Consider the following 25,054-nt stretch of genomic DNA (forward strand, 5'->3'; position numbering starts at 1 on the left):
TCCGGAATCGAACGCAGACTCGTAACCACCTGAATTCCTGGACCCTCAGCCTCGCAACCTCGCAACCTCGCAACCTCGCAACCTCACGACCTCGCGAACTCAGGCGTCGATATCGAGACTGTAGAGACGCTTTCGCGCGTCCGAGAACGAAAACCGCGAGTCGACGACGTTCTCCTCGTCGAGGCGGTTCAGTGCGTACCGAACCGTCCGCGCCGGCAGCAGTGTCTCGTCTGCAATCTCTTGCTGCGTCATCGTATCGTTGTACTCGAGTACCTTCGCGACTAGCTTCGCACTTGGTGGGAGTTCTCGGACGTCATCCCAACTTCCTCGTTCCTGTTCGGACTCCTGTCGAAACGTTTCTGACGCGCTCATCGTATACCCTTTAGCAAATACGAGGTAATAATATTTTCTGTTTCATATAATGCCTAGCAGTTATATGGCGGACTGTCCGGGTTTTCGTGACAGTCAGCCAGAACGGACTCTCGAGTAGCGAGCGGTTGATCTAGACGTTAGTCGAATCGCGGTGAGCCGGGTACAGACGGGTGAATCTGTCGGTTCTGGCGGTTGCAGTCTGGGTGGGTGACCCGAAGCCTCTTATGAGCCAATACCCAAGGGACGGGTGATGACTGACACTGTGGACGACGTCGACCTCCCATATGACGAGGACGAGGCGTCCCAACAGGAGAAAATCCAGGCACTCGAGGACAAGCTGGAGATCCTCGAGTCGCAAAACGAGGAGATGCGAGACAAGCTCCTCGATGCGAACGCCGAGAACAACAAGTACCAGCAGAAGCTTGAGCGGCTCACGCACGAGAACAAGAAGCTAAAGCAGTCCCCGCTGTTCGTCGCCACCGTCCAAGAGATGACCGACGAGGGCGTCATCATCAAACAGCACGGGAACAACCAGGAAGCGCTGACCGAAGTCACCGACGAGATGCGCGAGGAGATCGAACCCGACGCCCGGGTTGCCGTCAACAACTCCCTCTCTATCGTCAAGACGCTCTCTAGCGAGACGGACGTCCGGGCCCGTGTGATGGAAGTCACCGAGAGTCCCGAGGTCAGCTACGAGGATATCGGCGGTCTGGAAGAGCAGATGCAGGAAGTTCGCGAGACCGTCGAGATGCCACTCGAGAAGCCGGAGATGTTCGACGATGTCGGCATCGACCCGCCGAGTGGGGTCCTGCTGTACGGTCCGCCGGGCACGGGGAAGACGATGCTCGCGAAGGCTGTCGCCAACCAGACCAACGCGACTTTCATCAAGATGGCCGGCTCCGAGCTGGTCCACAAGTTCATCGGTGAGGGTGCGAAGCTGGTCCGTGACCTGTTCAAGGTCGCCCGCGAACACGAGCCAGCCGTCATCTTCATCGACGAAATCGACGCCATCGCGGCCAAGCGGACGGAGTCGAAGACCTCCGGCGACGCCGAGGTCCAGCGGACGATGATGCAACTCCTGAGCGAAATGGACGGCTTCGAAGACCGCGGCGAGATCCGGATCATCGCCGCCACCAACCGCTTCGACATGTTAGACCGTGCGATTCTTCGCCCCGGTCGCTTCGACCGTCTCATCGAGGTCCCCAAGCCGAACCAGGAGGGTCGCGAGATCATCTTCGAGATCCACACCCGCGGCATGAACGTCGCCGACGATGTCGACTTCGCCGAACTGGCTACCGAAGCCGAGGAGGCCTCCGGTGCCGACGTGAAGGCGATCTGTACCGAAGCCGGGATGTTCGCCATCCGCGACGAGCGCACCGAGATCCAGATGGAAGACTTCCTGGGCGCGTGGGAGAAGGTTCAGGCCGAATCCGACGAGACCCAAGAGGTCTCGAAGACGTTCGCCTGAATCGATCACTCCAGTCGGCTCATCTCAGTTTTGTTCGTTCGCTCTTGTGTAGTACTTTGTTGATCTCGAAGCGTAGCTTTGATAGCGTGTTTGAGTGTTACTCTTCCCGGTTTTCGCAGTAGCTTTCGTCGAAGTTGAAACGCCCGGAAATACTGCATGACTTCGTCTTTTGGAATATCTCGATGGGGGAGAGAGTCACGGTTGCAGCAGCGATTCGTGGCTCTCGCAGGTATTGACATGGACGTTTTCATCGGCATATTCACCGTCGCCGTGGACGGCGTATTCGTGGTTGAATGGTCGTCCTTCTCTAAGTGGGTCGTATGCTCGGAATCTGCCAGTATAGACTGCTAGTGGCTCCTTCTCGCTCATTACCGGTCAGAACGTCAGCGAGGGCAAGTAACACCGTTACGCCAGTGAATCTTCTGCAACAGGTCCGCTGCGACCGATTCCGATCCAAGCACACCAAGCAGAATCATGCCTAACTGACACCGCTGACGCCGTGTCCTTGCTCTCTTCAATTCCACAGCGATAGCTGAACAGTATCAATAATCACCCCCGGAAGACAGATGTAATATAATAAATATTCACCATTATATAACTTTCGCAGAAAGATATAAATTGTCCTATAATATTACTTTCAATTGCAATGAATGGTAAAAACCGCCAGGTGAATAGTAGAATTAATCGTCGAAAAATCCTCCAAACCTTTGGTGGAGGAGGGGCTGCCCTTACGGCCGTCCCAGTCATCGGTTCAGCGACGGGTTCCAACAGTTATGTTGGCTATACATACGATACTCTCACCCATGCATCGGGTCATGAGGTAAGAGGGCGAATCAACGAAGACGATCTTACTGGAACCATTAGCGTTGCAGGTTTTGACATCGAACTCAGTAAGTTAGAGAAACTGAACCAGAAAAATGGATCCATTGACATAAGGAGAGTTGGTGTTCTTGATGGGGAGAATTACGTTTATGAAACCTCTGAGAACAAAATTCCACTAAAGGTGAACGTAGTCAAATTTGGACAGTCGATTTCCGGAATGCTAAGTCGTCCATGCGGTGAATTTGGTCATCTTGGTTTCTATCTGTTAGATATAGATGGCATACAAGAAGGTTTTAACATAGATATAATGTCTATTGATTCTAAGTGGAAAGATCATACCTTGGGCTTTAATGTGCCGGAAAAAGGTCTCCCTACAGATTCGAGTCCAGCTCGATTTATTGAGCAAAAGAGAATCGAATATAATACCGAAGATCTGATTAATGAGCTAGCTAACAAAGAAAATGACGATTTCGTTGATCAAGAGAGTTTCCGCATACAGGCTGATGAAGACGCAGGGAATATTCACGAGATCCGTACTGTCAGCGATGATCTCGAGGGTAACTGTGAAGAGTCAAATATGGAGTATTGGATGGGCGTTTCGGCAGATGATGCGACAGCCTACGATTACGATGAGATCGGATTTAGTCAGTCAAACAGATGGCGATTCTGGGTGTTCTTCTCGGAGCGTCCAGACGACGTCTTTCCAGATAGCTGTGATCCAGCAAACTTCATTCACCCAAGCAATTATTCCCTCCACGTAGAACCCCACGATGAAAATCATTATAACGATCTCTACTTCTCACATCCTGAACCAGATGATGGAGATGGAGAAAGCGGTAATGATGAAGTCGGTTTGGCCTTAGACATTATCGGTGCCGCTGGTGGCCGTCTTACTGAGATTGGTGCGAGTATTGCGGACTATGTAATGGCAGGGTCGGGCAGCTCGACGGAAGTTAACTACGAACAGGGTGGTGCAATTTACAATTTCGACGTTGATTTGGATGGAGAGTATGATGATCTTCCCAGAGAGTTGTCTAATGAAGCTCAAACAACCCAATTCTCTCTCCGAGTACACAACGAACTGCATCCAGACGATTCACCCTACCTCGTCTCATTCCATCCACAATACACTTTCCACTATGCAGACAGTAATTCATGTGACTGTTTCCACGCCATGCCAATTGCCGCATACAAAACTATAGGACCCAACATAGCGTGGAGTGCGTTGTACGAATCTGTGCATGTGGACTGAAGTAGGCTATCAGCAGTAAAGTAAGGATATCAAAGACCATCCTAGTTATGTTTGTCTGCAGTTTATTTGGTGAAATTAGTTAATGAACACACAACATAGGTGGTAAATGAATTAACTTAATGAAGCGCACTCGGATCTTGAGTCAATATATTCATCGTGAATTCTGAAACTAATAGCATCTCCTTCGTCTTGTGAGCAATCTAACTCGAAATTGGTTGTTTCTTCTAATCCAGAATCGACTTCTATCGCACCCGTTAATTCCATATTCTTTGATATTCTTTCTATTTCTAGAGTGGTTTTTGATGATGGGTTCAATCCGTTCTGGCCTTCATCAGGTAAGTCAATATTTTGATGGTAAAGTACTTCATTAGAACCATATATTTTGATATTCACATTCATGGGCTCATTCGTGTGATTTATTACGTTTACTTGGAATGTACGTACTTCATTTCGAAAAGAGCATCCAGCCAGGATACCCGAGATGGGAAGAACTGAAGATAGTATTTTTCTTCTATTGAAACCCATGCCTAAAATTTTTGCTAGAAGTGTAAATTGCTTTCGGTCTCAGCCAATTTGTAGATGAAATAATATTCAAACAATTGATTGTTCGTTTTTACCGTTCCGAACATGGACATCGGCTTGAGTCTACAGCGTCGCAAACACGAGCCACGGCACGATGAACAGCGCCACGGTCAACACCGCGAGGATCAACAGATAGCCGATACCGGTGCCGACCGCGGTGATCCAGGACGGATGGTTAAACTCGGAGAGATCGACTGCCATATTCCTACCGTTCGGTGACGAGGCTATAAACGTACCGGAGACGAGTGTCGAGCGAGGCTGGCGTTCTGTACCGTGCGAGACCGGAGACCTGTGTCGGGCGAGACCGGAGACCTGTGTCGGGCGGCAGGCTGAACGACGAGCGGCCGACCGAGAATCGCTTCCGGTCCGTTTTTACCGGATCACTGGCTAGACACTGGCAATGACGAAGATCGTCGTGGTGGACAACCACGGGCAGTTTACACACCTAGAACACCGGGCGCTTCGCGACCTCGGCGTGGAGGCCGAGTTGATCGACAACGACACGCCGCCTGAAGATATCGACGCAGACGGCGTCGTCCTCTCGGGTGGCCCGGACATGGACCGGATCGGGCAGTCCCCGGCGTACCTCGAGGCCGACGTTCCCGTCCTCGGAATCTGTCTCGGCATGCAACTCATCGCCGAGGAACTCGGCGGCCGCGTCGACAGCGGCGACTACGGCGGCTACGCGGACGTAACGGTCGAACTGACCGACGAAGACGACCCCCTCACCGGCAGTCTCCACCCCGAAACGCGCGTCTGGGCGAGCCACGCTGACGAAGTCGTCGAACTCCCCGACGGATTCGAGCGAACCGCGACAAGTGACGTCTGCGGCATCGAAGCCATGAGCGACACCGACCGCGACCTCTACGGCGTCCAGTGGCACCCCGAAGTCGCCCACACCGAGGAAGGCGACGTGATCTTCGAGAACTTCCGCGACATCTGCGAGGCGAACTGAACGCCACGGCACTGCGTCGGCGCTCTCTGCCGTCGCACTCGAGTCCACACTGTCTCACTCACGGCTCGTCTCGAGTCTGATCGCTCTCTACGCTGATTTTCGGCTCTATACACTCTGCAATTGGTCCCCCATCTCACCGTCCGACACACTCGTGTGCGCCCAGATAGTTGAACCCAATCCAACGTTTGCCCCACTGATTGGCACGACCGCCACGCTATTGGGCGCGCGCCCGAATGAGTGTTCTAATGTCAACCGACACTGACGCTGTCGGCCAGTTGAAACACGCACTCGAGGAACTCGAGGTCAGGCTGGAGCGTGTGTCCGCGGCCGACGCGAGCGAGCGACTCGCGGCGCTGCTCACGGAGCCGGCTATCGGGACCACCCTCCCGTTCGAGGGCGTCTCCCTTCCGGAGTCCGTCACGACCGAGCCGACGGCTGCTGTCCTCGCCGACGCACAGACCGGAATCACGCCGGCGACGTTCGCAATTGCGGAGTACGGCACCGTCGCACTCGAGTCCCGCGCGGCTGGCGACGAACCGATCAGCGTCTATCCGGAGCACCACATCGCCGTCGTCGCGGCGAGCGACGTCGTCCCCGACCTCGCGGGCGGGTTCGACCGCCTCGCGGCTCGGTTCGATGCAGGCGGCGACAGCATCGTTTTCGCCACGGGACGGAGCGCGACTGCCGACATGGGTGACCTCGTCCACGGCGTCCACGGCCCCGGCGAAGTGACCGTCGTCGTGCTGGAGGATCGATAAGATGGCCGAACGAAGCCACGCACCCGGTCAGTCGGAAGGGGGTGGGGGTACCGCCAGCCACACACCATCCCACTCGCGCGCCGAAACCGCGGCCCATCTTCGACACCTACTCGAGACGGAAGGCGATGCAATTCACGCCCACACGAGCGTCTCCAACCTCCAGCGTCACGAGGTGTTCGACGAAACCGACGATCTCGACGCGCTTCGATCGGAGGCGCGTGCGGTCAAGGAAGACGCCATCGACCGCCTCCCGGACCTCATCGAGACCGTTCGCGAGGCGGTCGAAGCCAACGGCGGAACGGTCTACGTCGCGGAGAACGCGGCCGACGCGAACGCCTACGTCGCCGACGTGGTCGACGACCGGGCCGCGACCAGCACCGCAGCCGAGAGCGCCAGCGACCGCCCGTCCGTCGTCAAATCCAAGTCCATGACCACCGAGGAACTCGAGCTCAACGATGCACTCGAGTCCGAGGGGATCGAGGTCACCGAAACCGACCTCGGCGAGTGGGTCCTCCAGGTTGCAGACGACACGCCTTCGCACATCGTCGGCCCGGCGATGCACCTGACACGTGAGGAGATTGCCGACCTCTTCACAGAGCAGTTCGACCCCGACGAGGAGTTCGAGACCGCAGAAGAGCTCACCCGGTTCGCTCGCGACCACCTCGGTGAGCGCATCCGCGAGGCCGACGTGGGGATTACGGGCGCGAACTTCGTCGTCGCCGAGAGCGGGACGATCACGCTCGTCACGAACGAGGGCAACGCCCGCAAGTGCGCCGTCACGCCAGATACGCACGTCGCAATCGCCGGCGTCGAGAAGCTCATCCCGTCGATTCGGGATCTCGAGCCGTTCGTCGACCTGATCGCGAAGAGCGCGACGGGGCAGGAGATTTCCCAGTACGTGACGATGCTCTCGCCACCGACGGAGTCGCCGACGCTCACCTTCGACGAACCCGACGAGCCGATCGGAGCGAACACGGACGCCGAGGCCAACGGCTCTACAGACCGCGAGTTCCACCTCGTGCTGCTCGATAACGGCCGCACTGAGATGCGTGAGGACGATCAGCTTCGGGAGACGCTGTACTGCATCCGCTGTGGCGCGTGTTCGAACTCGTGTTCGAACTTCCAGGCCGTCGGCGGTCACGGCTTCGGCGGCGAGACCTACTCCGGCGGCATCGCGACGGGCTGGGAGGCCGGCGTCCACGGCCAGGACTCCGCCGCCGAGTTCAACGACCTCTGTACCGGCTGTACGCGCTGTGTCGACGCCTGCCCGGTGAAGATCGACATTCCGTGGATCAACACCGTCGTCAGGGACCGCGTCAACCGCGATGTGGAGCCGGCGGCCTACGACTTCCTCGTCGACGGACTCACGCCGGACGAGGAATCCGGCGGACTCGACCTCGGAAAACGCTTCTTTGGCAACATCGCCACCGTCGCAAAGCTCGGCAGCGCGACGGCCCCGGTCTCGAACTGGCTCGGCGAGACGGCACCGGTACGCTCACTTCTCGAGCGGACGCTCGGTATCGACCAGCGCCGAGCGTTGCCCTCGTTCGAACGGCACTCACTCGTTGACTGGTTCGATGCCCGCGGCGGTGAAGGCGAGTCGAAACGGCGGGCAGCGGCCGGCCGTCGGGAGTCTCACGACGAACCCACAGACGCGCTCGACCGCGACGTCGTCCTCTACCCCGACGTCTACACCAACTACGTCGACACCGACCGCGGGAAGGCGGCCGTGCGGACGCTCGAAGCCCTCGGTGTTCCCGTCTCGGTTCCCGACCTGCCCGAGAGCGGCCGCGCCCCGCTCTCGCAGGGGATGGTCGCCACGGCAGATACGCAGGCGAGCAAGGTCTACGCCGCCCTCGCCGAGGACCTGGACGCTGGCCGCGATGTCGTCGTCATCGAACCCTCCGACCTCGCCGCGTTCCAGCGCGAGTACGAGCGATTCCTCCCCGAACGCTCGTTCGAACGACTGCGGGACAACAGCTACGAGATTTGTGAGTTCATCTTCGGGCTACTCGAGAACGGTGCGGATCCGGCGGCACTGTCGACGGCTGGTGGTGACGGAGCGAGAATCGGTGACGGGAACGGGAACGAGAACGAGAACGAAAACGGGGACAACGGCCAGCCGATCGCCTACCACTCCCACTGCCAGCAACGCACGCTCGACCTCGAAGCGCCGACGGTCGCCGTCCTCGAACGCTGTGGCTACGCTCCGCGGACCTCGACGGTCGAGTGCTGTGGCATGGCCGGCTCCTTCGGCTACAAGCGCGAGTACTACGAGGTCAGCATGGATGTCGGCGACCGACTGGCGTCGGAGATTGAGCAGGCCAGCACCGATCTAGTCGTCGCGTCGGGTACCTCGTGTGGGGACCAACTCGAGACGCTGCTGGATCGGACGGTGCCCCATCCGGTCGAAGTGCTAGCTCCTAATGCTGGCCCTTGACCACTCCTAACGGTGTTCGGCGGTGATCCGGTCGGCTCGCGCCCGTAACTGCTCGAGGATTCGCGGCGGGCCGCGACACCGAATCGTCACCGTGTCGTCGTAGTCGACCGTCTCGACGCTCGTTCGGTCGTACGCCCGCGAAACCAGTGCCATCGCATCGTCGCAGTTCGGGACCCGAAGGTTCGCTGTCTCGGTCGGAAGCCGTTCCAGGATGGTCTCACAGAGCCGACTGAGGTTCGTCCCCTCGAGTACGCTCACAGGAATCGGGTCGGCAGCTGCGTCCGGCAGGTGCGCCGCGGCGATTGTCAGCCGACGTGCGCTCTCGTCGGCGGAGAGGCAGTCGACCTTGTTCAGCGCAGGGACGATCCGGTCGTCCGCGACAGTTTGGGCGTCGAGCACATCGAGTGCGACCTCGAGCCGCGCTCGGAACCGCGATTCGGGGTCGCTCGCGTCGACCACAAGCACGACGACATCGGCTGCACCCGCTTCGGATAACGTCGCGCTGAACGACTCGACGAGGTCGTGTGGCAGGTCGTCGACGAATCCGACCGTGTCCGTCACGAGCACCGGTCGACCATCGATCGTCGCCCGGCGCGTCGTCGTTTCGAGGGTCTCGAACAGTCGATCCCTGACGGCCGCGGTCGCGTCCTTGTCGGAGCTGTCATCGTTCGACTTCGAACTCGAGTTGGCGTCGGAAATCGATAGTTCGTCTGCGAGTCGGTGCAACAGTGTCGACTTCCCCGCGTTCGTGTAGCCGGCACACGTGACGAGGTCGAACCCTTCTTCGCGACGGCGCTCGCGGAACCGGGCCGCTGGCTCGGGGCGCTCCTCGAGTTTGCGCTCGAGGCGGTCGATCCGGTCGCGGACGTCGTAGACGGGCGACCCCTTCTCGGTTTGTTTGTTGAGTAGCCCCTCGTCGGCCGACTCGATCAGGCGCGGCAGGTCGTACCGGAGTTGTGCGAGTTCGACCTGCAATTTCGCGCGTCTCGAGCCCGCACCCGCCTCGAAGATTTCGAGGACGAGTCGGTGGCGGTCAAGGACCGCGGTGTCGGCTGGCATGGCTGACTCGAGGGTGTGGTGCTGGCTCGGCGTGAGTTCGTCGTCGACGACGACGCGGTTGGCGTCGGTTGCGGCGACGGTCTCGGCGAGTTCGTCGACCTTTCCGTGGCCGAGGTAACTGCCCGGATTCTCACGGCCTGCCTGTGTGATGGTCGCGACGACCTCGTCGCCAGCTGCTCGGACGAGTGCGGCTATTTCGTCGGTTTGGTCGGTCTGGTTGGTCTGGTCGGTTTGGTCGGTGCCGCCAACCTGGCCGGTTTGGTCGGTGTCATCGGTCTCGTTACTCTTGGCGGCGGCATCCAATCTGCTCGCGACGACTGTTCGGTTCGGTGTATTATGCGTTCGTGATCGTGACATGGGTTGCTCGATAGTGGTGGCGTCATGGCTGTCTGGGACAATACTGGTCCGGCGGCTAGCGCCGGAACACACGGCAGTGCTCACCGCTCACACACGTCGCAACTGCTGTGACGTGACGGGGCGAAAGCACCGAACTACTGAGAAGAGGTCTCCATAGTCCTCGTAGTTGTGTTCGAGGAACCGACACTTATCAGTTGTGGGTACGTCAGTAGAGAATTGTATCAGGCGACGGCGAACCGCTACTCGCCGAACAGGTCGTCGACAGCCTCGCGCGCCGTTCGCGCGGCTTCGTCGGCAACCTCGTCCGGGTCCGTGCCGTCGTCCTGTTCCGGTGCGTTGAGATAGACGTCGACCTCGAGGACGCCGTCCTCGAACGACACCGTGACGTCCATATCACGCACGTCGGACTGCTTGTATCGCGAGAAGATCAGTCCCTCAGCGGCCTCGGCGGCCGTCTGGACGACCTCCTCGTCAGTTGGCTCATCCGCCCGCTCGTCGGTCGAGTCGCTGGTCGACATCGCCGATTACGCGCCGCCGGCACCTGGGCCGCCTGGGCCGGCTGGGCCGCCCATGCCGCCGCCTGCGCCACCGAGCAGTTCCTCGAGTTCCTCCTGCAGTCCCTCGAACTGATCCTGGACACGCTCTTCTTGCTTCTCGAGGGTTTCGAGGCGGAGTTCGAGCGAGTCGACCTGCTCGTCGAGGTCGTCCTCGGCTGTGTCGTAGTCCGTCTCGACGAGGAGTTCGCCGACCTGTCGGTACATGGTCGTTTCCTGGTCGATGTCCTCGAGTTCCTTCTGGGCCGTCTGGGCCTCGGTGAGGCTTGACTCAGTTTCCTGTTTCTGGACGGCGACCTGCTGTGCGGTCTCCTGAAGGTCCTGTAGCTGTTCGATTTTCTCCTGTGCTTCTGGCGGCAGATTTCCTTGCATGTCTCGACCGTCGCCCTCCGCACTGATAAAGCCAAGCTTTGCGTTCGGCCGCAGTCTCGGGGTTGCTGGTGCAGCCTGCAGAACTACCGGGTTCGGCAGTGAGAACCCACCAATGCGACGCCGTGACGCGCTCGCTGCGGGAGGTGCACTCGTCGGGTCGCTCTCGGTGCTCCCAACCGCACTTACCGCCGGCTGTCTTGACCGCCAGACACTCCGCCGCGAGGACGCCTGGCGAGAACTGGTCGTCTATCCGTTGGATATCGTCACCCTGGTCGGCCGGTATAGTGACAATTGAAACAAATTCCACCCTGATCGCTGATCAGTCTGGCGATCAGGTGTTCACTGACGTTCAGTGGCTACTATCGTCCTCGACAGCAGCCACACCGATTGCCGCCGTCTGTTCTGCAACGTCAAGCAGCGACAACCAGGTGTTCACCGCCGCGCGAAGCGCGATCACGTCGGCCGCCCCGATTCGAACTGTGACGACCGCTCCCTCGCGCTCGATCGTCGTCTGCGAGCGCTCGTCGTCGATTTCACCGATTTCCCGGGTGACGCTCTCTGCAACGATCCGCGCTCGCGACGGCTGGTCGTACTCGAACTCGAGTGTGGTTTCGTGGGTATCCATACAGCTGTCTGTGTTGCGGTAGTGGTGAAACAGTCGCGACACGGTCTCGAACGGCGAGACGCTGGAGGCTGGACGCTGGCACAGAAGTGAAACAGGCTGGTCTCGTCCTCCGTCCTCAGGTCTCGTCGGTTCAGTGTTGGCCGCGCGTGTCGAGAGCGACGCTCGTGGGTCGGGTGGGCAGCGGTTGCCAGTCGACGATCGGCCGTCGGGCCGTCGGGCCGTCGAGCCGTCAGTTGACGTCGACTTCTTTCACGTCGCGGCTGCGTTCTTTCAGGAGTACGCGGTGACCGCAGTAGGGACAGCGGACGCCGCCGTACTCGTCGAGCTGCACGTCGCGTTTGCAGCGGGAGCACTTGTAGCTCATAGGTACGTTGTGGGGTTAGTGGGTGTCGTCGCAGTCGTAGTCGTAGTCGTAGTCGTGTGTCCGTTCAATTCTCAGTTCCGTCCTACGTTAGACGGTTTATTCGTCGTCTTCGGCGAGCGCAGCGCGGATCGAGCGTCGGACCGTGCGGCCGGCTGGGGTCTCTGGGCGGTAGGCACCGCCGGTGAAGACTTCCCCGGTTTCATCGTTCTTCCAGATGCCGGTTCCGACGCGGGTGACGTCGTCGCCGTCGACCTGTGCGTTCTGCATGTCGTCTTCGATCTCGCTGACGCGTCGTCGTGCAACGCGGCCGTAGCGTGCGCCAAAGCGGCCCGCGCTGCCGACTCGTCCTTTATCGGCCATAGTACTGCTGTCTATCCGCAGTAGATTCTTAAACCTGTTGAGTTGGTATTCTCACTGTGCGTCAGTTCGTCCCGGTTGTCGGTGTCGGCCTCGTCGCGGCAGAGTCGGCCTCGTTGCGGCAGAGTCGGTCGCTGTCGCCGTTTAGTCGTCGGAGTCGTCCGCTGCGTGTGTTGCCACGGGCCCGGTGAGCAACTCGCGAAAGACGAGCGCGAGGGCGGCAAACGGTCCCGCTGCAGTCAACGGTGCCGCGAGGAGTCCCGTTCCGACGCCCGTAGCGGTGATTAGTGATCGAAGCGCGAGTCCACTCACCGCGAGCAACGGGATCGCTGCCAGGATCGCGTCGGCGCGCTCGAACATAGCTAATTAGATCTAATTACAGCCGTCCGGATAAAGAACGGACAAGCAGCAGCGCGTGTCACTTCCATCAGATAGTGACAGTACTTGTCTCAACGTGCCATCCCGTTCGCGGCCACGGCTGGAAAACCGACAAATTCGAACGCTACCGGAAGCTACTGGAACTCGCTTTCCGCGAGCACGTCGTTCAGATCCGCACGAATCCGTTCTCCCATCTCCCGGTCTCGGGCAGTCGTCACGACGCGATTTTCCTGTACACTCGAGCCGTCCCGTAGAAGCATGCGAACGTTGCCGCCGTTGTCGGCGCGGGTGACCTTCGCGCGAAGCCCCGACTGTGAGCCCTTGCCGCCGGCATCGATCGGACCGGGAATGACCTTCTTGACGTGTGGATGGCCGGCGACGGTCTGGATTGCACGCATTCCGGTGCGACCGCCGATCAGCGTCGAGTGGCTGCCACCGATCTTCTCCGCGGGCGGGGTTTCGACAACATCGAGCGCGCGGGTTCCGCGTCGCTTGCGGACAGCCTCAACTGGATTCTCGTCCGCGACACGGTAGAAGTCGTGATGGACGTCCGCTCGAATTGCACGGATCACATCTCGCTCCCCGCCGGCGTAGACCTCCTTAGGGCGCTTGCGTCGAATCTCGTCGCCTACGAGTCCGGCAAAGTTCCGCAGTTCGACGGGTTCGTTCTCGCCGTCTTCCGGTGTGGTCGTAATCGTCGTCTCGCCGAGCACCTGATTCTGCTCACCGTCCGGACCTGAGTTCGAGTTCGGGTTCGGGTTCGAACTCGAGTTAGTGTGCGCTGGGTCGTCGTCTGCCCCAAGCATTGTGAGTGTCACCCGATCGCGTGCGACGTCGAGAACGATCGCCTCGGTGTTCTGTTCCCGGCAGATCAGACAGAAGTCCCCGGGTTTTTCGAGCGGCGAGGCACAGTGGCGACACTCCATGCGATGGTGGGGGTTGGCACCGGACGTGTAAAATCCGTCCGCTTTCGAACATGGTGTGGTTTCGGGCCGGGGTGGCTCACGAGTGGGTGGGTAGGTGGATGGGTGAATGGGTGGGTGCGTCCAGAGACCTGGTGTTGGACAAACGACTCCTACCCGAACGCTGAAGACTCAGCCTCGTCTACACTCTGCAGATGCATCGCCGTTCGGTCCTTGCCGCCGCGAGCGCGGTCGCGTCAGTCGGCATAGCCGGCTGTCTCGAGTTCTTCGAGGACAACGGCGAGGATATCACTGATCCGGGTGACATCGAAATCGTCTGGGACGACCTGGTTCGGGACGATCCGGGCACCGAGGACGAACGCGTGTTCGTCTGGGCCGCCGTCAGAAACGTCGGCGATCGGACGCTGAACTACGTCGAAATTCGGGCAACGTTCTTCGACGGAGAAGGCGAGGAACTCGAGAGCGTCATCGAACACGTCGACGAGGACGTCACGTCGGGCGAGGAGTGGTCGTTCGAAGTCGAGTTCCCCCACTTTGGGGAAGCGGCGGCCGAGGTCGAGGCGTACGAACTCGAACCGGTAACGGGGGTATGAGGTGTGGCTGTCGACGGCGTGCTGGCAGCGGTACGTCACGGCGTGGTGGTGGCTGAATCGCGGTCCGATCCACGGTAACTTACGTGGCCATGACTGACACCGACACCGACACCGACACTGGCACCGAGGCGACACGCGACGAAGGCGTCTCGACGCTCGCGAAACAGGGCAGCATCACGTTCGTCGGGAACGTCGTGAACGGCGCGTTCGGCTTCGCGATCGTCATGTTGATGACGCGATACGTGACACCCTCCGTCTACGGATTGTTCGTCCTCGCGACCTCTGTTATCCTCTTCATGCAGGTCTTTGCGAACCTCGGGTTGCCGCTCGCGATCGACTACTTCGTCCCGCAGTACCTGGACGAGGGCGAGCACGGCAAGGCCAAGGGCGTCATCGTGCAGGTGACCGCGACGGTGCTCATCACCTCTGCGCTCGTCGCGTTCGTACTCGCGGCCGGATCGGAGTACATCGGTGACGTCTTTCAGGAGCCGTCGATGCGGATCGCGCTGTTGTTCCTGTCGGTCACCATTCCGATGCTCGCGATCTATAACGTCTTGCTCACCTCCTATTACAGCATCAAGAAGCTCCAGTACCGCGTCATCATGCGCGATCTGGTCCGGCCGATCGTTCGTTTCGGCGTCACGGCCGCCCTCCTGCTCGCCGGCTTTGGCCTCCTCGGCCTCATCGCCGGCTACGTGGTCGGCCTCTTCGTCGCGATCACCGTCGGCGCGGCGCTGTTCACCTACAAGGCCTGGGACCTGCTCACCGTCGACACCGAACTCGTCGCCTCGCGCCCACTGCTCACCTACTCGCTCCCGCTCGCGATGACCAGCGTCGTCTTCGTCCTGATGGGCCACGTCGACTACTTCGTCCTCGGGTTCTTCCTCGACTCCGACGACGTCGGTATCTACCGCGTCGGCTACATGCTCGGCTCCGGGCTGATGATTATCTTCAACTCCCTGTCGCCCGTGTTCAAACCCCTCATCGCCGAAACGCGCGAGGACACCGCCCTCGTCGAGCAACGATTCCGCGTTGCCGCCCGCTGGATCGCTGGCATCACCCTGCCGATCGCAATCATCCTCTCGCTCGGCGCGAGTTCCTACCTCGCAGTGCTCTACACGCCACAGTACGCCGAAGCGAGCCTCGTCGTCGTCCTGCTCTGTGGCGCGTTCCTGTTCAACGTCACCGTCGGCGGCCCCGACGGCTCGCTCCTGCAGGGTATGGGCTACTCGCGGATCGTCTTCGCAAACACGCTCGTCCTCTTCGGCGCGAACTTCCTCGTCTCCATGGCGCTCGTCCCCATCTTCGGCATCGAGGGCGCTGCAATCGGCTCCGCGACTGCCCTCTTCCTCGTCGGCGGCCTCACGATCGCCGAAATCTACTACCTCGACGGCATCCACCTGTTCACCCGCGACTTCGCCAAGATCATCAGCGCTGGTATTCCCGCGACGATTGCAGGAGTTCCGATCGTGGTGCTACTCGAGTCCGATCTGCTTATCGTGGCCCTGTTGCCGGTCGTCGTGGTGAGTGTCTATCTGGCGACGTTGATCGTGACGGATGCGTTCACGGACGAAGATGCCCAGATGATCGGAGAGTTTAGCCCGACGGTCGAGAAGTGGTTGCCGGTGAGTTGAGTCGATTCTGAAGCCTTTCGTTGGACTGGTTGAGCTCGCTGGATTCGCGGGGTTCTCCTACTCTCACTCTCATTCTCACTCTCACCCTCTGTCTCGCCCTTCTTCCGCGTTCTCGTTCGGTAGCGACTCAGTCGTCGACGGATTCCGTATCGGCGTCCATCTCACCGCGCGAATCGCCGTCGAACGCTGCATCTGACTCCCGTCCCTCGCCGATGACGTCTTGTTTCCACGTTCCCAGCCGGAACCAGCCGACGGCGACGACGAACGAGAGCACCATGCCGATCGAGTACGCCCACCAGATACCCTCGATTCCCCAGTCGAGGGCAGCGATGGTGATGCCGAGGCCAGGAATCGTGATCGTCCAGGCGAACGCGAGCACGAGTGCGATGGGAAGCCGGAAGATCCACCGCGAGAGGAACGAGAGGACCATCGCTTCGCGGGTGTTGCCCGCCCCGCGGAACGCCCCCTGGATGACCATCACGCCGGCGAACAGCGCCCAGAAGGGTGCCATGATGCGCAGGAAGAGCACACCTTCGGCGATCACCGCCGGACTGTCGACGAAAATCCCCATGGCCTGTGCGGGGAAGACGAGCAGAATGGCGGCGACGGCGAAAATGAACGCCATCGTTCCCGCAGTCGCGACGCGCGTGACCGTTGCAGCCCGCTCCGGCGTCTTCGCGCCGAGGTTCTGCCCGACGCCGGTCGCCGTCGCGTTGCCGACTGCGCCCGCGACGGCCCAGGTGACGGACATGAGCCGGACCCCGATCCCGTAGGCGGCCGTCGGATTCGCGCCGAATCGGGCGACGAAGCCAGCCATCGCGACGGAGGCGAAACTGCGCGCCCAGCCGTCGATCGTCGACGGATAGCCGATGTCGACGAGTTTGCGCTGGATACTGAGATTCGGACGGAGGTCACCAAGTCTGAGCCGAACGCCGAACCGACCATCGAGGAGAATGAGGACGCCCACGCCGGTCGCGAACGCCCGCGAGATGAACGTCGCGATAGCCGCACCGCGAGTTCCCATCTCGGGGAACGGCCCCCAGCCGAGGATGAAGAACGGGTCGATCACGACGTTAATCCCGGCCGAGACGAAGACGAGCCACATCGCAGTTTTCGTATCTCCTGCACCCTGTAGCGAGGATCGAAATGCGAAAAACAGGAATGTCAGCGGCAGCGTGAGGAAGATGATCTCGATGTACGCGAGTGCCGCGACGAACACCTCGTCGCGCGCCCCGATGAGGATGAGCAGCGGTCGCCGGAAGTAGAGCCCGATCGCCGCGAGGACTGCCGAGACGGTAACCGTCAGCAGAATAGTCTGGCCGACAACCCGGTCTGCCATCCGATCGTCACCCGAGCCGACGTACTGGGAGACAAGCGCGATAGTGGCTGCGGTGATCCCCATGGCTGTCGAGACGAACATCCACGAGAGCGGAAACATGAGCGAGACCGCAGCGACCGAGACGCCACCGTCACCGATCTGGCCGACCCAGAACATGTCCGCGAGATTGTAGACCGTCTGCAGGAGATTCCCGAGGACGAGCGGCCACGCCAGGTGCAACAGCTTCGGCGGGATCGCTCCCGTCGTCATATCCACCCGCTTTCGCTCGTCCTCCGATTCCGTCGCTGACACGTATCGCTCTTGTCCGTGTCTCAGCCGGGGCCGTGAAAAGGGCTCGCTTCCCGTGTGGAGTTGCCGGCTCGGGTGCCAGAAATTTGACTTGACTTGACTTGACTCGAGTCGAGTCGACTCGAGTACGAACGAGCAAACGGACAGCCAACTCGTCTCGAGTACTGATACCGGTGCGTCCTGTGGGGTACCTGAATATTGATAGCCACCGACTGGGAGGTGGCCACCATGACCGCTGCCGACACACTGGACGCGGCGACGATCGACCGAATCGACTCGTTCCTCCGTGAACGCCTCCGAGAGGACGAACTCCCCGGACTGAGCCTCGCCGTCACGGATGGCGACGAACTGCTGTACGCGCAGGGCTACGGCTCGCGTGACCTCGCTGCTAACGATCCAGCGACGCCTGACACCGTCTACGGCATCGGCTCGGTCTCGAAGTCCTTCGCCGCACTCGCCGTCGCGCAACTCGTCGACGCGGGGGAACTCGAGTACGACGATGCCGCGACCGACTATCTCGATATCGACGTTCCCGACGACGTGACGCTCCACCACCTGCTGAGCCACACCTCCGGCTACCCGTCGCTCGCGGCCAGCGAGGCCCTGATCGCGCGCCAGATGGAGGTCGGCGAGTCGAACGTCCCACTCGGCTCGATGGACGATGTCTACGCCCACATCGAAGGTGCACGAGACGAAATCGCGGGCGAACCAGGAGAGCACTGGCAGTACTGCAACTCGGGCTATACGCTCGCCGGCGAAGTCGTCGAAGCCGTCAGCGACGAGTCGTTCACCGACTACGTCGAAGGGGAGATACTCGAGCCGCTCCGAATGGAGCGCTCGACCTACGACGAAGAGACGTACACCAGCTTCGACGATCGGATGACGCCGTACTTCCCAGGCGATGAGGACGATGACGAGGACGCCGACCTCGAACCGGCAGCGCTCCCCATCCGAGAACAGAGCGCGGCCGCCGGGGGCCTGCTCGCACCCGTCACCGACCTCGCATCGTACCTCCGACTGCACCTGAACGGCGGCGTCACAGACACCAGCGAGCGTCTGCTCGGCGAGGACACCCTCTCGCAGTGTTACGGCGCGTACGCTGACACCCCGTCCGGTCCGTACGGCTACGGCTGGCGGACCCGCGAGGTCTGCGGCCACGACCTCATCGGTCACGGCGGCTCAATCGCCGTCTCCACGGCCGCCGTCGGCTTCGCACCCGAACAGGATCTCGGGATCGCCCTGCTCGCCAACGCCTCACCGGGCTACGGCCTCACCGAACTCAGCCAGGCCGTCTTCGCCGCACTGGTCGGCGAGGATCCCAGCGAAATTCCGTTCTTCGCTCGCCGGCAGGTACTCGAGTCCCTCGCGGGCGAGTACGAGACCTACCGCGGGATCAAGGAGGCCGAAGTCGTCGTCGAGAGTGGTGCGCTGCGCCTGCGCGTCGGTGGTCCGATCGAGGAGGGGTCGTGGACGCCGCTGGTGCCGACGGATCTGGAGTCGGGAGAGTTCTACGTTCCGACGGTGTCGGGCGAGCGTCAGCCGGTGCGGTTCGAGGGTGATGGTGTGGGAGCGGCTGATGGTGGTGACGTGAGCCTGTTTATCGACCGCTGGCATCTGCACAAGCAGTAGCGGACTCCGTTCTCTCGCTTTTTCGTCTTGACCCGACCGCTGGTCTCGTATGACCGACTGCTGTGCAACCAACGTAATTTCGCCCGCCGATCGATAGTGACCTGATGAAGAGTAGGATATTAACAGCTGGTTAGTTGGATTATAGTATGTTGTGGAGGACTTTGGCAATCTTGGCGGTCCTGTATACGATTCTCTTCGGGCCGCTCGCAGCCCTCGTCTACTGGGACAGCAAGCGGTCGGGAATTCACGGACCCGCCAAGTGGGCCGGATTCGTGTTCCTCACGGGACTGCTCGGACTCGTGCTGTACATCTCGGACAAAGACGACGAGTTCCACGATCCCGACGATGCAGACCCGTTCTCCCTTCCAGGCACTCCACCAGCGGGTGCGGCAGACAGTGATGACAGCACGGAGGCCGTCGGAACGGACACAGACCACTCGAGTTGAGCGGCGACACGTGTGGGAAACGCACGCCACGCGACCAACCTACGCGCACGCGAGCGCACCGCCCGCGTATCGCACGCACACCCGCGCAGTCTGCCGATTTTGGCGAAAGCGTTATCAAATCCTCAGTCGTAGCCAGCGAGTATGACCGAGACTCGGCCAGTTGGACTCGAGTACACCGCGCCTGATCGAGGGAGTGATCGGCGGTGGAGCTAATTATCACGGAGAAGGACAACGCCGCGCGGCGGATTGCGGACATTTTGTCGGGTGGAACGTACGATTCGAGCCGCGAAAACGGCGTCAACGTCTACGAGTGGGGTGGCAAGCGCTGCGTGGGCCTTTCGGGCCACGTCGTCGGTGTCGACTTCCCGTCCGAATATTCGGACTGGCGGGACGTCGAACCCGTTGAACTCATCGACGCGAGCATCGAGAAGACGGCGACGAAGGAGAACATCGTCGCCACGCTCCGAATTCTTTCGCGGAAGGCAACCCGTGTCACCATCGCGACTGACTACGACCGCGAGGGCGAACTCATCGGGAAGGAAGCCTACGACATCGTCCGCGAGGTCGACGAGGAGGTGCCGATCCGACGCGTGCGTTTCTCCTCGATTACGGAGAACGAGGTGCAGGACGCGTTCGACGAACCGGACGAACTCGACTTCGACCTGGCCGCGGCGGGCGAGGCGCGTCAGATCATCGACCTCGTCTGGGGGGCCGCGCTCACTCGCTTCCTCTCGCTTTCTGCGGGCCAGCTCGGGAACGACTTCATCTCGGTCGGCCGTGTGCAGTCACCGACGCTCAAGCTGATGGTCGACCGCGAGCGCGAGATTGAGGCGTTCGATCCGGAGGACTACTGGGAGCTTGTGGCCGACGTAGCCAAAGGTAGCGAGGCGCAACGCGCCTCGGAAACGTCGAGCGGTGACGAACCGCGAGAGAGCGAGGCGTTCGAGGCCCAGTACTTCTACCGCGACGAGGACGGCAACGAGGCCGAGCGCGTCTGGGAGGAAGCCGTCGCCGAAGATGTCTTCGAGACGCTCTCTCAGCGCGACACGGCGACCGTGGTCGACGTCAACCGGCGCACCCGTACCGACTCGCCGCCCGCACCGTTCAACACGACCCAGTTCATCCGGGCGGCCAGTGCGCTCGGCTACTCCGCAAAGCGCGCCATGTCCATCGCGGAGGACCTCTACACTGCCGGCTACATCACGTACCCCCGAACTGACAACACCGTCTACCCGGACGATCTCGACCCCGAGGAGCTGCTCGACGACTTCGTCGGGCACCCGACGCTTGGCGAGTCTGCCGAGTCGCTCCTCGAGGCCGACGAGATCGAACCCACAGAAGGTGACGAGGAGACGACCGACCACCCGCCAATTCATCCGACCGGCGAGATTCCCTCCCGCGGCGATGTGAGCGACGACGAGTGGGAGGTCTTCGAGCTCGTCGTCCGCCGATTCTACGCGACGGTTGCCGAAGCCGCCATCTGGGAGCACCTCAAAGTCGTCGCCGAGGTCGCAGCCCACCGGCTCAAGGCAAACGGCAAGCGCCTCGACAAAGCCGGCTACCACGACGTCTACCCGTACTTCAGCACCACGGAGAACTACGTCCCCGACGTCTCGGAAGGGGAGGAGATCACGATCACGGACGTCGAACTCGAGGACAAACAGACCCAGCCACCCCGACGGTACGGCCAGTCGCGGCTCATCGAGACCATGGAGGACATGGGCATCGGGACGAAGTCGACTCGCCACGAGACGATTCAGAAGCTCTACGACCGGGGCTACATCGAGAGCGATCCGCCGCGGCCGACCAAGCTCGCGATGGCCGTCGTCGAGGCCGCCGAGAACTACGCTGACCGCGTCGTCTCGGAGGACATGACGGCCCAGCTCGAACAGGACATGGACGCCATCGCCTCGGGCGAGGCCGGACTCGAGGATGTGACCAACGAGTCCCGGGAGATGTTAGAAGAAATCTTCGCAAATCTCGCGGACTCGCGCGACGAGATTGGTGATCACCTCCGGAAATCCCTCAAGGACGACAAACGGCTGGGGCCGTGTCCGGAGTGTGGCGAGGACCTGCTCGTACGCCGGAGTCGCCACGGCTCGTACTTCATCGGCTGTGACGGCTATCCCGACTGTGAGAACACGCTACCGCTGCCCTCGACTGGCAAACCACTCATCCTCGATGAGGAGTGTGAGAAACATGACCTGAACGAGGTCAAGATGCTCGCCGGCCGGCAGACGTTCGTTCACGGCTGTCCACTGTGTAAGGCCGAAGACGCTGGCGAGGGGCCGGTGCTCGGCGACTGCCCAGAATGCGGGGACGAACACGGCGGCGAACTCGCTGTCAAGACACTCCAGAGTGGCTCTCGACTCGTCGGCTGTACGCGTTACCCCGACTGTGAGTACTCGCTGCCGCTGCCCCGCCGCGGCGAGATCGAGGTCACCGAGGAGTACTGCGGCGAGCACGACCTGCCCGAACTCGTGATTCACAGCGGTGACGAGCCGTGGGAACTGGGCTGTCCGATCTGTAACTACCAGGAGTTTCAGGCGCGCGAGAGCGAGAGCGGCTCCGATCTCGAGTCACTGGACGGCGTCGGCGCGAAGACGGTCGAGAAGCTCGCTGCAGCGGGTATCGAGAGTCTCGCCGATCTGACCGAGGCCGACCCCGATTCGATCGCCGAGGATGTCGACGGCGTCAGCGCGGACCGAATCAGAAACTGGCAGGCGAGCGCGTAGGTGACTGGACACCTGCGGCCGCGCTAGTCGTCTGTCTCTGCTTCCTCGACATCCTCGTTTTCTTCGTTTTCAGCACTATCCCCGCTCTCATCGTCCTCGTCTGTGGCCTCACCCTCACTATCCTCGCCGTCCGATCCCTCGCTGTCCGATCCTTCTTCGTCCGACCCCTCGTCGTCTGACTCTTCCCCCTCCGAATCCGTCCCTGACGGCTCCTCTTCGGCATCGTCAGCATCGTCGGCCGCCTCTGTCCGCTCACGGTACTCGTCGATCACCGGCGCAGCACCGTAGTAGATCTGCCTCGGGTTGATGACACCGTTCTCATCCCAGTGTTTCTCCCCGTTCTCGTCGATAACGATAATCACCGGGTAGCCAACCACCTGATAGGTGACGCCGAGTGTCCGTCCCGGATCGTGGCCGAGGTACCAGTTGCCGTCGTGTTCGTCCCACCACTCGCGTAACTCGTCTTCCGATCGGTTCGACGTAACCGAAACGATGGTGACGTCGTCACCGTACTCCTCGTTCAACTGATCGCTCGCCTCACGAAGGTTCGGCATCAGCGCCTGACAGGAGCCACAGCTTGGCGAAAAGAACATGACAACGGTGACGCCGTCGTTTGGCACCTCGATCGTCCCCTCCTCGCTGCCCGTTGCGTCGATCGTCTCGAGTACAATCGGGCCGTCGCTGTCGTCATCTTCGGTGTCTTCGTCACCGCCCGCATCCGCCGCTGGCGGCTCGTCTCCGACGGGGATACCGCGCCAGAGGACGCCGCCAGCGCCGGCAAGAACGCCAAGACTGCCGACGCCAGCGATGAGATCACGCCGACGCATTCGCTCTCACCTCCAGGGGATTTGTGTGCCGGGTGTGTACGACTCGGGGGTGGTCTGTGTCTGTCTCTGTGTCTTGGCAGGAGTCCGTGTATCGGTCTGAACCTAGACATGGACCTGGGTCTGGGTCGAAGCCCGAACACGGAACAGCCCTCGAACCCGAGTCCGACGAATTCGGCAGTGGATTCGGCCACGAAATCGACGGCGAACCAACTCGCGGGTTCGACGCCGAGCCGACTCGAAAGCGACAAACGAATCGGTGCGGGGAACGAGCGTGTCCCAGCGCAGCGGGTCGCCGGGGTATCATACGTGATAGTACGAACTCCAGGAAAATGGGTGCACTGGTTCGCGCGACGAATGCCAGCTACAATCGTCCCGGTGTCTCGCGACTCGCTGGCAGCCTCGTTGAAATCGCTCTCGCTGTTCGCCTCGATTTCAGCAGCAACCTACTCGTTGGACTCGAGTGCCGACTGCGCTGCGCTCACGTAGCTTCCCGTCGCCGTGCCGCCATCGCTTTCCCACTGGAGTTCGCCCTCGCTGTCGATGATACGCGTCGCTGGTGCACTCCGAACGCCGTAGATGTCGAAGAGTGAGTTCTCTTCGTCGATGCCGACCGTCCAGTTGCCGTCGTGTTCGGCCCACCACTCCCCGAGTTCCTCCTCGGTCGGCGTCGCTCCCGAGACGCCGCTGACGACGGAGATAACTGTGAGGTCCTCTCCTCGGCCGACGGTGTACTCGAGTGGGGTGTTGCCATCGTTGTTGCCATCGTCGCCATCGTCATCATCAGTCTCTTCAGCTTCGCTCTCAGCGATCAGTCGCTCGCGTGCGTCCCCGATCGTTTCGAGGAGCCCTTCACTGGTCGGACAGTGGAGTCGGGTGAAGTTGATGAGCAAGATGCCGTCGGTGGGGACCGTCAGCATGCCAGCCTCGCTGCCGGGGCCGTCGACGGTTGGGACGTCTATGGGGAGCGACGGGGTACCGGCGGAGCCGTCGTTGTCGTCGTTGTCGTCAGTCTCGCTCTCGCTCTCATCACCATTGTCTGTCGGCTCGTTCGACTCCAGAACTCCGAGACAGCCCGCAAGCGTCGACAGCCCGAGTCCCGCTGTTCCGGCAGCGAGTTCACGACGCGTCGGCCCCACACCCGTCATCGCCGCGCGAGGCTGTCCGCCCGTGTCGTTTCGATTCGTGCGGCCAACCGACCGGCACTGTCGTCAGTCTGGTTGCTCGGACGCAGCCGTGGATGCATAGCTAGGGACACGTCAGCGATCGACAAAGGATCATGGGTTCAGATCGCAGGGTGGCGTTCTGGGATGAACAGGCACAAACCCTCACGCTTCAGCGCGGAGAGAATGTCAACGATCGGGTGCGTTGGCAACGCAGACGAACGTCTCCCGCCGGTCGATCGCCCGACGAATCGAGAATCCAGCATCCTGTAGCTGCGAGACTGCATCGCCGAGGGAGAACCGCTCCGTCAGCGGCGGGCCGGCGTCCTGATCGCCGGTTGCAGACCAGTCGACTGTGACGAGTCGGCCGCCGGGTTTGAGCACCCGCGCGAGCTCGGCCAGACTCTCGTCGCTTGCGAACTCGTGGTACGTATCGACCGAGAAGGCCGCGTCGAGGCTGTCGGTGGCCAGCGGGAGATCATCAGTCCCAGCGTGGACGGTTTCGACAGTCTCGGGAACGCCCTTCTCGCGGTAGAACTCGTGCATCTCGTCCTGGATGTCGATCGCATAGAGTGTGTCCACGTGTGGCGCGACATCGTCCGCGTAGAACCCCGTTCCGCTGCCGAGGTCGGCAACGGCGTGCTCGCCGCGCGGGTCGAGCAAGAAAAGGAGTTCCTCGCGTGAACACCAGCGGTAGCGACTCGCGTCCTCGAGTGCAGGTGCGCGCTCGGGGTCGAAGGTGTGAAAACCCATAGCTCTCGTTCG

General features: G+C 61.0%; 26 protein-coding genes and 1 pseudogene. 11 read left to right on the forward strand and 16 right to left on the reverse strand.

The genetic code is table 11. The features are described from left to right. Nucleotides 1-99 precede the first annotated feature (99 nt). Entirely contained in the window at nt 100-372 is a 273-nt protein-coding gene (locus tag NMAG_RS11705; protein WP_004215415.1) for a MarR family transcriptional regulator, read from the reverse strand. A 250-nt stretch (nt 373-622) separates the two neighbouring features. Here NMAG_RS11705 and pan1 point away from each other — a divergent pair, with 250 nt between their 5' ends. After that, nucleotides 623-1,840 (forward strand): proteasome-activating nucleotidase Pan1, encoded by a 1,218-nt coding sequence (gene pan1, locus NMAG_RS11710; protein WP_004215413.1) that lies wholly within the window; start codon nt 623-625, stop codon nt 1,838-1,840. Between the two features lie 68 nt (nt 1,841-1,908). Here pan1 and NMAG_RS20960 read toward each other — a convergent pair. Continuing rightward, a pseudogene (locus tag NMAG_RS20960) lies at nt 1,909-2,203 on the reverse strand (IS1595 family transposase); the annotation flags it as partial. Nucleotides 2,204-2,486: 283 nt separating this feature from the next. On the opposite strand from NMAG_RS20960, the gene NMAG_RS11715 reads away from it, so the two are divergent. Then, nucleotides 2,487-3,914 carry a hypothetical protein gene (locus NMAG_RS11715; protein ID WP_012996676.1) on the forward strand — a complete coding sequence of 476 codons (1,428 nt, stop codon included), beginning with the start codon at nt 2,487-2,489 and terminating at the stop codon, nt 3,912-3,914. 111 nt (nt 3,915-4,025) lie between these two features. Here the strand turns inward: NMAG_RS11715 and NMAG_RS20965 are convergent, their stop codons facing one another. Then, nucleotides 4,026-4,439: a hypothetical protein gene (locus NMAG_RS20965; RefSeq protein ID WP_081446719.1), complete on the reverse strand. Its 414-nt coding sequence runs from the start codon at nt 4,437-4,439 to the stop codon at nt 4,026-4,028. 120 nt (nt 4,440-4,559) lie between these two features. Beyond that, nucleotides 4,560-4,697, reverse strand: coding sequence for a hypothetical protein (locus tag NMAG_RS22125; protein WP_004215410.1), 138 nt, complete (start codon nt 4,695-4,697; stop codon nt 4,560-4,562). A gap of 199 nt (nt 4,698-4,896) precedes the next feature. Between NMAG_RS22125 and NMAG_RS11720 the strand changes: the two genes are divergently transcribed. From NMAG_RS11720 to NMAG_RS11730, 3 genes are all read left to right on the forward strand, one after another. Next, nucleotides 4,897-5,451 (forward strand): GMP synthase subunit A, encoded by a 555-nt coding sequence (locus tag NMAG_RS11720; RefSeq protein ID WP_004215409.1) that lies wholly within the window; start codon nt 4,897-4,899, stop codon nt 5,449-5,451. Nucleotides 5,452-5,696: 245 nt separating this feature from the next. Continuing rightward, on the forward strand, nt 5,697-6,209 hold the full coding sequence (locus tag NMAG_RS11725) for an LUD domain-containing protein (protein ID WP_004215408.1): 513 nt from the start codon (nt 5,697-5,699) through the stop codon (nt 6,207-6,209). A gap of 1 nt (nt 6,210) precedes the next feature. Next, a complete protein-coding gene (locus tag NMAG_RS11730) occupies nt 6,211-8,649 on the forward strand; it encodes an LUD domain-containing protein (protein WP_004215407.1) in 2,439 nt (812 codons plus the stop codon). A 6-nt stretch (nt 8,650-8,655) separates the two neighbouring features. Here the strand turns inward: NMAG_RS11730 and hflX are convergent, their stop codons facing one another. The 3 genes from hflX to NMAG_RS11745 form a co-directional block, all read right to left on the reverse strand. Continuing rightward, complete coding sequence (gene hflX / locus NMAG_RS11735; RefSeq protein WP_012996677.1) at nt 8,656-10,065, reverse strand: GTPase HflX; 1,410 nt, start codon at nt 10,063-10,065, stop codon at nt 8,656-8,658. Between the two features lie 239 nt (nt 10,066-10,304). Continuing rightward, nucleotides 10,305-10,583 carry a DUF3194 domain-containing protein gene (locus NMAG_RS11740; RefSeq protein ID WP_004215403.1) on the reverse strand — a complete coding sequence of 93 codons (279 nt, stop codon included), beginning with the start codon at nt 10,581-10,583 and terminating at the stop codon, nt 10,305-10,307. 6 nt (nt 10,584-10,589) lie between these two features. Next, the gene (locus tag NMAG_RS11745) at nt 10,590-10,991 is read right to left on the reverse strand and encodes a prefoldin subunit beta (RefSeq protein WP_004215402.1); all 402 of its coding nucleotides are present in this window, start codon (nt 10,989-10,991) and stop codon (nt 10,590-10,592) included. Nucleotides 10,992-11,103: 112 nt separating this feature from the next. Between NMAG_RS11745 and NMAG_RS11750 the strand changes: the two genes are divergently transcribed. Continuing rightward, nucleotides 11,104-11,286 (forward strand): hypothetical protein, encoded by a 183-nt coding sequence (locus tag NMAG_RS11750; protein WP_004215401.1) that lies wholly within the window; start codon nt 11,104-11,106, stop codon nt 11,284-11,286. 54 nt (nt 11,287-11,340) lie between these two features. Here the strand turns inward: NMAG_RS11750 and NMAG_RS11755 are convergent, their stop codons facing one another. The 5 genes from NMAG_RS11755 to NMAG_RS11775 form a co-directional block, all read right to left on the reverse strand. Then, nucleotides 11,341-11,616 carry a KEOPS complex subunit Pcc1 gene (locus tag NMAG_RS11755; protein WP_004215400.1) on the reverse strand — a complete coding sequence of 92 codons (276 nt, stop codon included), beginning with the start codon at nt 11,614-11,616 and terminating at the stop codon, nt 11,341-11,343. 229 nt (nt 11,617-11,845) lie between these two features. Next, nucleotides 11,846-11,980: a DNA-directed RNA polymerase subunit P gene (locus NMAG_RS11760; protein WP_004215399.1), complete on the reverse strand. Its 135-nt coding sequence runs from the start codon at nt 11,978-11,980 to the stop codon at nt 11,846-11,848. 96 nt (nt 11,981-12,076) lie between these two features. Continuing rightward, nucleotides 12,077-12,340 (reverse strand): eL43 family ribosomal protein, encoded by a 264-nt coding sequence (locus NMAG_RS11765; protein WP_004215397.1) that lies wholly within the window; start codon nt 12,338-12,340, stop codon nt 12,077-12,079. Nucleotides 12,341-12,481: 141 nt separating this feature from the next. Further along, entirely contained in the window at nt 12,482-12,697 is a 216-nt protein-coding gene (locus NMAG_RS11770; RefSeq protein ID WP_004215396.1) for a hypothetical protein, read from the reverse strand. A gap of 152 nt (nt 12,698-12,849) precedes the next feature. Continuing rightward, nucleotides 12,850-13,641, reverse strand: coding sequence for a DUF2103 domain-containing protein (locus tag NMAG_RS11775; protein ID WP_004215395.1), 792 nt, complete (start codon nt 13,639-13,641; stop codon nt 12,850-12,852). Nucleotides 13,642-13,832: 191 nt separating this feature from the next. On the opposite strand from NMAG_RS11775, the gene NMAG_RS11780 reads away from it, so the two are divergent. Together NMAG_RS11780 and NMAG_RS11785 are read left to right on the forward strand one after the other, a co-directional pair. Further along, complete coding sequence (locus NMAG_RS11780; protein ID WP_004215394.1) at nt 13,833-14,231, forward strand: FxLYD domain-containing protein; 399 nt, start codon at nt 13,833-13,835, stop codon at nt 14,229-14,231. A gap of 89 nt (nt 14,232-14,320) precedes the next feature. After that, complete coding sequence (locus tag NMAG_RS11785) at nt 14,321-15,865, forward strand: flippase (RefSeq protein ID WP_004215391.1); 1,545 nt, start codon at nt 14,321-14,323, stop codon at nt 15,863-15,865. Nucleotides 15,866-15,992: 127 nt separating this feature from the next. Here the strand turns inward: NMAG_RS11785 and NMAG_RS11790 are convergent, their stop codons facing one another. Further along, nucleotides 15,993-17,495 (reverse strand): MATE family efflux transporter, encoded by a 1,503-nt coding sequence (locus NMAG_RS11790; RefSeq protein ID WP_004215390.1) that lies wholly within the window; start codon nt 17,493-17,495, stop codon nt 15,993-15,995. A 225-nt stretch (nt 17,496-17,720) separates the two neighbouring features. Between NMAG_RS11790 and NMAG_RS11795 the strand changes: the two genes are divergently transcribed. From NMAG_RS11795 to NMAG_RS11805, 3 genes are all read left to right on the forward strand, one after another. Next, nucleotides 17,721-19,121, forward strand: coding sequence for a serine hydrolase (locus NMAG_RS11795; protein WP_004215389.1), 1,401 nt, complete (start codon nt 17,721-17,723; stop codon nt 19,119-19,121). 170 nt (nt 19,122-19,291) lie between these two features. Then, on the forward strand, nt 19,292-19,567 hold the full coding sequence (locus NMAG_RS11800; RefSeq protein ID WP_004215387.1) for a hypothetical protein: 276 nt from the start codon (nt 19,292-19,294) through the stop codon (nt 19,565-19,567). 203 nt (nt 19,568-19,770) lie between these two features. Then, on the forward strand, nt 19,771-22,302 hold the full coding sequence (locus NMAG_RS11805) for a DNA topoisomerase I (RefSeq protein WP_004215386.1): 2,532 nt from the start codon (nt 19,771-19,773) through the stop codon (nt 22,300-22,302). A 23-nt stretch (nt 22,303-22,325) separates the two neighbouring features. Here NMAG_RS11805 and NMAG_RS11810 read toward each other — a convergent pair whose 3' ends face one another. The 3 genes from NMAG_RS11810 to NMAG_RS11825 all read right to left on the reverse strand — a co-directional run bounded on the left by NMAG_RS11810 (nt 22,326) and on the right by NMAG_RS11825 (nt 25,042). Beyond that, a complete protein-coding gene (locus tag NMAG_RS11810) occupies nt 22,326-23,129 on the reverse strand; it encodes a TlpA family protein disulfide reductase (RefSeq protein ID WP_004215385.1) in 804 nt (267 codons plus the stop codon). A gap of 443 nt (nt 23,130-23,572) precedes the next feature. After that, the gene (locus NMAG_RS11820) at nt 23,573-24,274 is read right to left on the reverse strand and encodes a peroxiredoxin family protein (protein WP_004215384.1); all 702 of its coding nucleotides are present in this window, start codon (nt 24,272-24,274) and stop codon (nt 23,573-23,575) included. A gap of 204 nt (nt 24,275-24,478) precedes the next feature. Next, nucleotides 24,479-25,042 carry a class I SAM-dependent methyltransferase gene (locus NMAG_RS11825; protein WP_004215383.1) on the reverse strand — a complete coding sequence of 188 codons (564 nt, stop codon included), beginning with the start codon at nt 25,040-25,042 and terminating at the stop codon, nt 24,479-24,481. Between the last annotated feature and the right edge of the window lie 12 nt (nt 25,043-25,054).

Origin of the sequence: Natrialba magadii ATCC 43099 (assembly GCF_000025625.1) — an archaeon.
Taxonomy (GTDB): Archaea; Halobacteriota; Halobacteria; order Halobacteriales; family Natrialbaceae; genus Natrialba; species Natrialba magadii.

Bases quoted from the DNA above. Each gene is read 5' to 3' on its own strand.
- NMAG_RS11745 (WP_004215402.1), bottom strand. From the start codon at position 10,991: ATGCAAGGAAATCTGCCGCCAGAAGCACAGGAGAAAATCGAACAGCTA.
- NMAG_RS11755 (WP_004215400.1), bottom strand. From the start codon at position 11,616: ATGGATACCCACGAAACCACACTCGAGTTCGAGTACGACCAGCCGTCG.
- NMAG_RS11770 (WP_004215396.1), bottom strand. From the start codon at position 12,697: ATGTTCGAGCGCGCCGACGCGATCCTGGCAGCGATCCCGTTGCTCGCG.
- NMAG_RS11780 (WP_004215394.1), top strand. From the start codon at position 13,833: ATGCATCGCCGTTCGGTCCTTGCCGCCGCGAGCGCGGTCGCGTCAGTC.
- NMAG_RS11725 (WP_004215408.1), top strand. From the start codon at position 5,697: ATGTCAACCGACACTGACGCTGTCGGCCAGTTGAAACACGCACTCGAG.
- NMAG_RS11730 (WP_004215407.1), top strand. From the start codon at position 6,211: ATGGCCGAACGAAGCCACGCACCCGGTCAGTCGGAAGGGGGTGGGGGT.
- NMAG_RS11825 (WP_004215383.1), bottom strand. From the start codon at position 25,042: ATGGGTTTTCACACCTTCGACCCCGAGCGCGCACCTGCACTCGAGGAC.
- pan1 (WP_004215413.1), top strand. From the start codon at position 623: ATGACTGACACTGTGGACGACGTCGACCTCCCATATGACGAGGACGAG.
- NMAG_RS20965 (WP_081446719.1), bottom strand. From the start codon at position 4,439: ATGGGTTTCAATAGAAGAAAAATACTATCTTCAGTTCTTCCCATCTCG.
- NMAG_RS11765 (WP_004215397.1), bottom strand. From the start codon at position 12,340: ATGGCCGATAAAGGACGAGTCGGCAGCGCGGGCCGCTTTGGCGCACGC.
- NMAG_RS11795 (WP_004215389.1), top strand. From the start codon at position 17,721: ATGACCGCTGCCGACACACTGGACGCGGCGACGATCGACCGAATCGAC.
- NMAG_RS11785 (WP_004215391.1), top strand. From the start codon at position 14,321: ATGACTGACACCGACACCGACACCGACACTGGCACCGAGGCGACACGC.
- NMAG_RS22125 (WP_004215410.1), bottom strand. From the start codon at position 4,697: ATGGCAGTCGATCTCTCCGAGTTTAACCATCCGTCCTGGATCACCGCG.
- NMAG_RS11750 (WP_004215401.1), top strand. From the start codon at position 11,104: ATGCGACGCCGTGACGCGCTCGCTGCGGGAGGTGCACTCGTCGGGTCG.
- NMAG_RS11820 (WP_004215384.1), bottom strand. From the start codon at position 24,274: ATGACGGGTGTGGGGCCGACGCGTCGTGAACTCGCTGCCGGAACAGCG.
- NMAG_RS11760 (WP_004215399.1), bottom strand. From the start codon at position 11,980: ATGAGCTACAAGTGCTCCCGCTGCAAACGCGACGTGCAGCTCGACGAG.
- hflX (WP_012996677.1), bottom strand. From the start codon at position 10,065: ATGTCACGATCACGAACGCATAATACACCGAACCGAACAGTCGTCGCG.
- NMAG_RS11810 (WP_004215385.1), bottom strand. From the start codon at position 23,129: ATGCGTCGGCGTGATCTCATCGCTGGCGTCGGCAGTCTTGGCGTTCTT.
- NMAG_RS11740 (WP_004215403.1), bottom strand. From the start codon at position 10,583: ATGTCGACCAGCGACTCGACCGACGAGCGGGCGGATGAGCCAACTGAC.
- NMAG_RS11775 (WP_004215395.1), bottom strand. From the start codon at position 13,641: ATGGAGTGTCGCCACTGTGCCTCGCCGCTCGAAAAACCCGGGGACTTC.
- NMAG_RS11720 (WP_004215409.1), top strand. From the start codon at position 4,897: ATGACGAAGATCGTCGTGGTGGACAACCACGGGCAGTTTACACACCTA.
- NMAG_RS11705 (WP_004215415.1), bottom strand. From the start codon at position 372: ATGAGCGCGTCAGAAACGTTTCGACAGGAGTCCGAACAGGAACGAGGA.
- NMAG_RS11715 (WP_012996676.1), top strand. From the start codon at position 2,487: ATGAATGGTAAAAACCGCCAGGTGAATAGTAGAATTAATCGTCGAAAA.